This window comes from Paenibacillus xylanivorans (genome assembly GCF_001280595.1).
GTDB classification, from domain to species: domain Bacteria; phylum Bacillota; class Bacilli; order Paenibacillales; family Paenibacillaceae; genus Paenibacillus; species Paenibacillus xylanivorans.
The window spans coordinates 276,339-283,273 of the sequence record NZ_LITU01000068.1; the positions used below are offsets into that span (position 1 = coordinate 276,339).

Annotated in this window: 6 protein-coding genes; 4 read left to right on the plus strand and 2 right to left on the minus strand. The window is 45.2% G+C overall.

What is annotated here, in order from left to right; genetic code table 11:
* Positions 1–249: 249 nt before the first annotated feature.
* Complete coding sequence (locus AMS66_RS19690) at positions 250–2,664, plus strand: family 43 glycosylhydrolase (RefSeq protein WP_053782398.1); 2,415 nt, start codon at positions 250–252, stop codon at positions 2,662–2,664.
* Positions 2,665–2,752: 88 nt separating this feature from the next.
* Here AMS66_RS19690 and AMS66_RS19695 read toward each other — a convergent pair whose 3' ends face one another.
* Positions 2,753–3,307 (minus strand): helix-turn-helix domain-containing protein, encoded by a 555-nt coding sequence (locus tag AMS66_RS19695; protein ID WP_053782399.1) that lies wholly within the window; start codon positions 3,305–3,307, stop codon positions 2,753–2,755.
* Positions 3,308–3,442: 135 nt separating this feature from the next.
* On the opposite strand from AMS66_RS19695, the gene AMS66_RS19700 reads away from it, so the two are divergent.
* A complete protein-coding gene (locus AMS66_RS19700; protein WP_053782400.1) occupies positions 3,443–4,024 on the plus strand; it encodes a LysE family transporter in 582 nt (193 codons plus the stop codon).
* A 57-nt stretch (positions 4,025–4,081) separates the two neighbouring features.
* Here AMS66_RS19700 and AMS66_RS19705 read toward each other — a convergent pair whose 3' ends face one another.
* Positions 4,082–5,053: an MBL fold metallo-hydrolase gene (locus AMS66_RS19705; RefSeq protein ID WP_053782401.1), complete on the minus strand. Its 972-nt coding sequence runs from the start codon at positions 5,051–5,053 to the stop codon at positions 4,082–4,084.
* 124 nt (positions 5,054–5,177) lie between these two features.
* Between AMS66_RS19705 and AMS66_RS19710 the strand changes: the two genes are divergently transcribed.
* Positions 5,178–5,579, plus strand: coding sequence for a DUF1572 family protein (locus AMS66_RS19710; protein ID WP_236703529.1), 402 nt, complete (start codon positions 5,178–5,180; stop codon positions 5,577–5,579).
* A 277-nt stretch (positions 5,580–5,856) separates the two neighbouring features.
* Complete coding sequence (locus AMS66_RS19715) at positions 5,857–6,837, plus strand: alpha/beta hydrolase (RefSeq protein ID WP_236703530.1); 981 nt, start codon at positions 5,857–5,859, stop codon at positions 6,835–6,837.
* Positions 6,838–6,935: the final 98 nt, after the last annotated feature.

A 6,935-nucleotide genomic window follows, 5' to 3' on the forward strand; every position in this document is an offset into this window, starting at 1 on the left:
TTACAGAAAATCCAATGTAGTACAGGAATTCATAAGAATGATTCAAACTTTTGCTTATCTCCCTTTCAGTCATAAAGACCTCCTAACGATAATATTTATGGTTTACAAATATATAAACTGATTGATAATATAACAAATGAAAGCGCTTGATATTTAATGTTAACGAAAAGGAGGGCTGTCCGGCCATATAACGTTTGCGGCAGTGAATAGATTGATTTTTCATTTCAGGTATTGGGAAAGGGGAAACGTATGAAACGTTATTGGGTAAGCGTACTTAACATTTCTTTACTGAGCACTGCATTACTTACGGCAACAGCTTTGGCACCCGTCTCCGTATTGGCGGACAGTCCGGGGGCAGTCAGTTCCATCCCGCAAGTTTCCACATCCATTGAGAATGCGGCTCCATCATTCAGGAATGTTTCCGTTCATGACCCTTCCGTTATTAAGGTGGATGATACCTTTTATATTTTCGGCTCACATCTTCAGGTAGCCAAGTCCAAGGATTTGATGAATTGGGATTCGGTCGCCTCCGGGGTTACAGATGCCAATCCTGTTGTGCCCAATGTAACCAAGGAATTCGCTGAAGCCCTGCAATGGGCGCAGACCGATACGTTATGGGCGGCAGACGTAATTCAGCTGGCAGATGGAAAATTTTATATGTATTACAATGCGTGCAAAGGGGACTCTCCCCGCTCTGCGTTAGGCGTTGCTGTCGCAGACAATATTGAGGGGCCTTATAAAGATCAGGGTATTCTGCTGAAATCCGGCATGTGGGATCAGATCAGTGAGGATGGCACCATATACGATGCAACCATACATCCGAATGTGGTCGACCCTGATGTGTTTTTCGATAAAAACGGCAAGCTCTGGATGGTGTACGGTTCCTATTCTGGGGGGATTTTCATTCTGGAGATGGACGAAACGACGGGAAAACCACTGCCTAACCAGGGTTATGGAAAAAAGCTGACCGGAGGCAATCACAGCCGAATTGAAGCGCCATACATGCTATATAGTCCTGAAACTGACTATTATTATCTGTATCTTTCCTATGGCGGATTGGGTGCTGACGGGGGATATAACATTCGTGTAGCTCGTTCCAAGACACCTGACGGTCCTTTCCTCGATGCCGAAGGAAACGATATGATCAACGTCAAGGCGGACAAGGACAAACCCTTGTTTGATGACCGCTCAATCGAGCCTTTTGGCGTCAAATTACTGGGAAACTTCCTCTTTCAAAGACAGATCGGTGACCCCGGCACAGGTCAGGGTATCGGCTATGTATCACCAGGACATAACTCCGCTTATTATGATGCTGAGACCGGAAAACAATTTCTGATCTTCCATTCCCGCTTTCCAGGGCGCGGAGAAGAGCATGAAGTCAGCGTACATGAGATGCATATGAACTCGGAAGGATGGCCAGTCGTTTCTCCCTATCGCTATGCGGCGTTAGAAGAGGAGACTGCCCCACTGATAACCCAGAATATTGCTGGTCAGTACAATTGGGTGAATCACGGGAAGGAAATCACGGCCGAGATCATATCATCGCAGACCGTTCAGTTCACAGCAGATGGGCAGATTAGTGGTGCCGTGACGGGAACATGGACTCTTGGAGCAGACAATCAGGTGCAAATCACATCAAATAACGTAGTGTATAATGGCGTCTTCACGCATGAATGGGAGCCGGATTCCCAGAAGACGGTTCTGACCTTTAGCGCGCTCTCCTCCTCTGGCGTGGCCATCTGGGGAAGTCAGATGACTGCATTGAAGGATCAGGATATAGTTAATGCGGTGAAAAAGGATCTGAACATCGGCGACACGGGGATTGTATTTTTCAACCTGTCCCTCCCGACCAAGGGAACACGGGATGCAGAGATTACATGGAAATCCTCCAACACCTCTGCCCTGTCCGCTACCGGAGTAGTCAATCGCCCTCGCGCTGGTAAGGGAGATGCCAAGGTGGCATTAACGGCAACGATCCGCAAAGGAAGCGCGGTAAGCTCCAAAACGTTTAATGTTACCATTCCACAGCAAGCGGTGAGTCCTCTGCTTGGAGAATATACGTTTGATCAAAAGAAACTTGCAAAAATCGTACAGGATTTCAGCAAAAATGAATATCACGGGCAAGCCTTTAATGTGGCGACTTCTGCGGTTAACAGCAAAAATCAGGCTGCCGCCTTCAATGGAACAGACAGCTACATTCAGCTGCCCGGAATCATTACCGATACGACGGATTTCACCTTTAGTGCATGGGTCAACTGGAGTGGCGGCGGAGCCTGGCAGCGAATTTTCGATTTTGGAAATGGCTTGACCAGACATATGTTCCTTACTCCCGCCCAGCATACTGGATCTCTGCAATTCACGATTCATGATCAGGGACAGGATCAGAGCCTTATTGCTGCTGAACCGCTGCCCTCCAATCAATGGGTACATGTCGCTGTTACCCTTCAGGGAGATACAGGCACTCTGTATGTGAACGGAAAAGCTGTAGCAAGCAGCACCGAAATTACGTTTAACCCGAAGGATCTGCAAGTGACGGAAGCTTATCTGGGCAAAAGCCGTTATACAGCTGACCCCTTCTATAAAGGCTCGATGGATAACGTAAGAGTATATGATAAAGCGTTAACCCTCGCAGAAATTAAGCGTCAGGCAAAAGAAAAGCCTTAATCAGCAACCTTGCCGCTGGAGTTGGATCTATAACAGAACGGCAATACGCAGCCGAGTTTACAGGCTGCTTATTGGCGTTCTGTTCATTTCATTTTGAATAATGGATGACCATGCTTAACTTGTTCGCAGAGGCACCCGAATTCTTATAGGCATGAGGCTTGTCCGCGCGAAAACGGATCGACTCCCCTTGTTTTACCGTATAGTTCTCCTCTCCAACCCGAATTGTAACTTCCCCTTCAAAAACCGTAATAAATTCCTCTGCCCCATCGATATGCGGTTCAGCATTCAAAGAAGACTCCTCATCCATCTCCATAACGTACATTTCAAAACGTCGCCCCTCTTCAAAAGTAAAATGCGGATAAATCCGAATCTTCCCCTCATTCTCCATCAATGCTTGAATATCACTGCCCGTTACGACTGTAGTGTCCGACTTCGGCTCGTGGATCAAGGCGGTAAACGAAATTTTCAGGCCGTTCGCAATCTTCCATACGGTAGCAATTGTAGGGTTCGATTCTCCCCGTTCAATTTGACCAAGCATGGTCTTGCTAATTCCAGACATCTCGGCAACCTTGTCCAGACTAAGCTTTCTTTGTTCCCTGAGCTGCTTCAAATTCTGTGCCAGAACAACATTAATGTTTTTCAATATAAAGTCACCTCTGTTTTAAAAAGATTATATTGTGCTATATAGCGTACGTATTGTACAATCATAAAGATCGTACGTTATAGCGTACATTTCAACTAAATATAACATACACCGAGAATCAATTGTGGAGGACTTATGAATATTATACCGTTACTGACGTACGCAATCGTGGCTTCATTCACACCGGGTCCCAACAACATCATTGCCATGACTCATGCAAGAAACGAAGGATTCAGAAAAATCCTTCCGTTTATTGGTGGCGTTGCAGCCGGCTGCCTGCTTATTATGTTTCTGTCCAGTTATTTCAACCTTATTTTGCATCAATACATCCCAAGGATCAAACCAGCCCTGAACGTGTTGGGATGTGTATACATGCTCTATTTGGCAATTAAAATTATGCGAAGTAAACCCGCGAGTGCCAAAGATCCCAAGGTGAATCGTTTTTCATTCCTCTTTGGCTTTACCCTGCAATTCCTCAATCCCAAAGTCATTCTGTATGGTCTTACGGCTATCTCCGTATTTGTCATGCCTCTTGGGCAGTCACATGTCCATATTATCGTTTTTTCGTTGCTTCTCACCATCATAGGTGTTAGTGCGAATATGACGTGGGGGTTATGTGGTGTGTTATTCCAAAGTTTTTTATTGAAATATGAACGTCCTTTTAATATGGTGATGGGCGTTTTGCTCATCTGCAGCGCCCTATCTATTCTATTATAAATACAAAAAAGAAAAAGCGTCCTCTCATTCGATGAGGGAACGCTTTTTCTATCAACCTCAGTTCGATCGCCACCATGGCTGGCTCGGGTAAGTCTCCGAATGCAGCACAACCTTCTCACCGATTTTAGGTGTTGCAATGTTGACATTCAATGCATGTGCAGCCTTGGTAATCCGTTCAACCGGCTCGTTCCATGCATGATAGGCCAATGTAAAAGCGGCCCAATGAACAGGGATGAGCAGTCCTCCCTTGACATCCAAGTGAGCCTGAACCGTTTCTTCCGGCATCATATGAATGTTGGACCAACGCTCGTCATATTGGCCGCATTCCATCAGGGTCAGGTCAAAAGGCCCGTATTTTCGACCGATTTCCTTGAAATGCGGACCGTATCCGCTATCGCCGCTAAAGAAAACCTTCGTTTCTTGTCCAGCAATGACCCACGAACACCATAATGTAGAATTGCGATCCAACAATCCTCTGCCCGAGAAATGGCGTGCAGGGGTACAGGCAAATGTTAGCCCTTTGAAGGACAGCTCATCCCACCAGTTATGTTCAGTAATCTGTTCCGAAGGCACACCCAGTTGAATTAGTCGTCGACGCACGCCAAGCGGGACAATAAACCGCTTTGTTTTATTCTTTAATCTGCGGATGGAAGAGTAGTCCAGATGATCATAATGGTCATGCGATATAATGATCGCATCCAAGGCTGGAAAATCCTCAGGTTGAATCGGCAGGTTAGTGCTGTATCGTTTCGTACCCGCCCAGGATACAGGAGATGGACGGTTGCCGAGCATTGGATCAAAGAGCAGTCTGTGTCCTTCGATCTCAAGCAAAAAGGCCGAATGACCGAACCATGTCACCTGAGGATTATCGGATACATTTAACGATTCCGCTGGTTCATATTTCTCTACGGGAATGTTACCCGCAGGTCTTCGCTCTATACTTCTCCGCATGGAATCTTTCAACATGCTCACGAGGGAGCTGAAGCTCATACCTGCGGATGTAGGAATCTGATTTTCGTATTTTGTCATTATTCATACCTTCTGTTCTCTATAATCAATAATTCAAGCCATCATTCAATCTTGAGTATAACAGGAGTAATATTGCTTTATATTAAATCATTGTTCGTTTATAATCAATTCGCCTGTTGAGGACATGAACAAGCAGCTTGAACGCATTGAAACCAGCTTGAACAGGCTGAACGATGAACAGATTTGGAGCAGGCTCCAGCCTGGCATGAACAGTGTGGGAAATTATTGTCTGCATTTGGCGGGCAATGAATATCAGAACCTAGTAACAGGCATTGGCTTCAAACCCCTCCTTCGGGAGCGCTCTGTTGAGTTTGAGACCAAGGGTGGCATCACCCGGGAGCAATTAATAGCCAAGCTTCGCCATGTTCGAGCAGAATCAACAATGATTTTATCAGCTCTCTGCGAGGATGATTTGTCCAGAGAAGTGACCCTTCCCTATGAACTAACAGATTGGAATCGCATGAACCGCAGTGAGGATGAAGCCAAAGATCGCATGAGCATAAAATTGTGCGTTCTCTATTGGTAAAGGTCGCTTCGCATTTTGGCTACCATACGGGCCAGATCGTACTGCTGTCGAAGATTTTACAGCCCACCAACGAACATCTCAGAGGACTATATCATTAATTCATTCGAGTAACCCAAAACAGCAGCCTTCGCTTTTAGAGTGCTTTATAATGTATGGCGTATACGTTATATTCAATTTAATTGGGCACAAAATAATTAAGGTGGAATTAAGACTCTGTTTTCTCTCCAATAAGATTGGGCATATATGATAGAGAAAATACAGAGAGAGTATGTGAGAGATGATGAAAAAATGGCGCAGAAGATTATTTAAAACATTTATATTCGGGGCAGTGGCTGTACTCCTCCTTCTGGTTACAGGCTTGATTTATCAACAAGTGAGCACCCGTCAGGATCAGAAAACATTTATTCCACCTGGCAAGCTTTACAGTATACACGGAGACAATATGCATTTATATACGGGTGGTCAAGGAGATGCAACGGTTGTCCTTGCATCCGGATGGGGTACAGCTGACCCTTATGTGGATTATTATCCTCTCTATGAAAAGCTTGCACCCTACACGAAATTTGCGGTTTATGATCGCTTTGGCTATGGTTATAGCGATATGACCGATAAGAAACGCGATGTCGATACCGTGGCAGATGAATTGCACGAATTATTAGAGATATCTGGGCAAAAGCCTCCATACGTTCTGGTGGGTCACTCTCTTGGTTCGCTCGAAACGCTCCGGTTTGCGCAAAAGTATCCGGATGAAGTACAAGGGATTGTGATGTTGGATGGGGGAAGTCCGGAATATTACGCCAATGACACTGACGATATAGCAAGTGTGATTGGTGGTTTCATGAATCAATTCCGGATCAAAACCGGTTTGTTTCGGTTGACTTTACAGTCTAACGCTGTTGTGGAAGCATCTAATGCCAATCGAAACGGTCTAACGTTTGTACCTGATGAACTGAAGAAGATAGATACAACAGCTCTATTGCTTAACTATGGGAATGCTAACACCGTGGATGAGTTGCGTGAAATGACAGCCAATGCCAAGGTTGTCGTCGACAACAAAAAGCCCTTCCCGTTTCCACTTACCATACTGACAGCAGATTACTTCGGGGCCAGTGAGCCGATATGGGATAAAACCCAAGCTGAATTTACGTCCTGGTCGAAGCAATCGAAGCAGATTACTATCAAAGATACCGAGCATTATATTCATCAATATCACCCGGATCTTGTAGCCAATGAAATATTGGAACTCGTCAAGAAGTAGATTCCCCTGAAGAAACGCTAAACTATCAAACCAATTCGTGTCAAATAAAACCCTAACGATTCTGGTAATCTGGTATTATCCCTGTCAAGTAGACACTT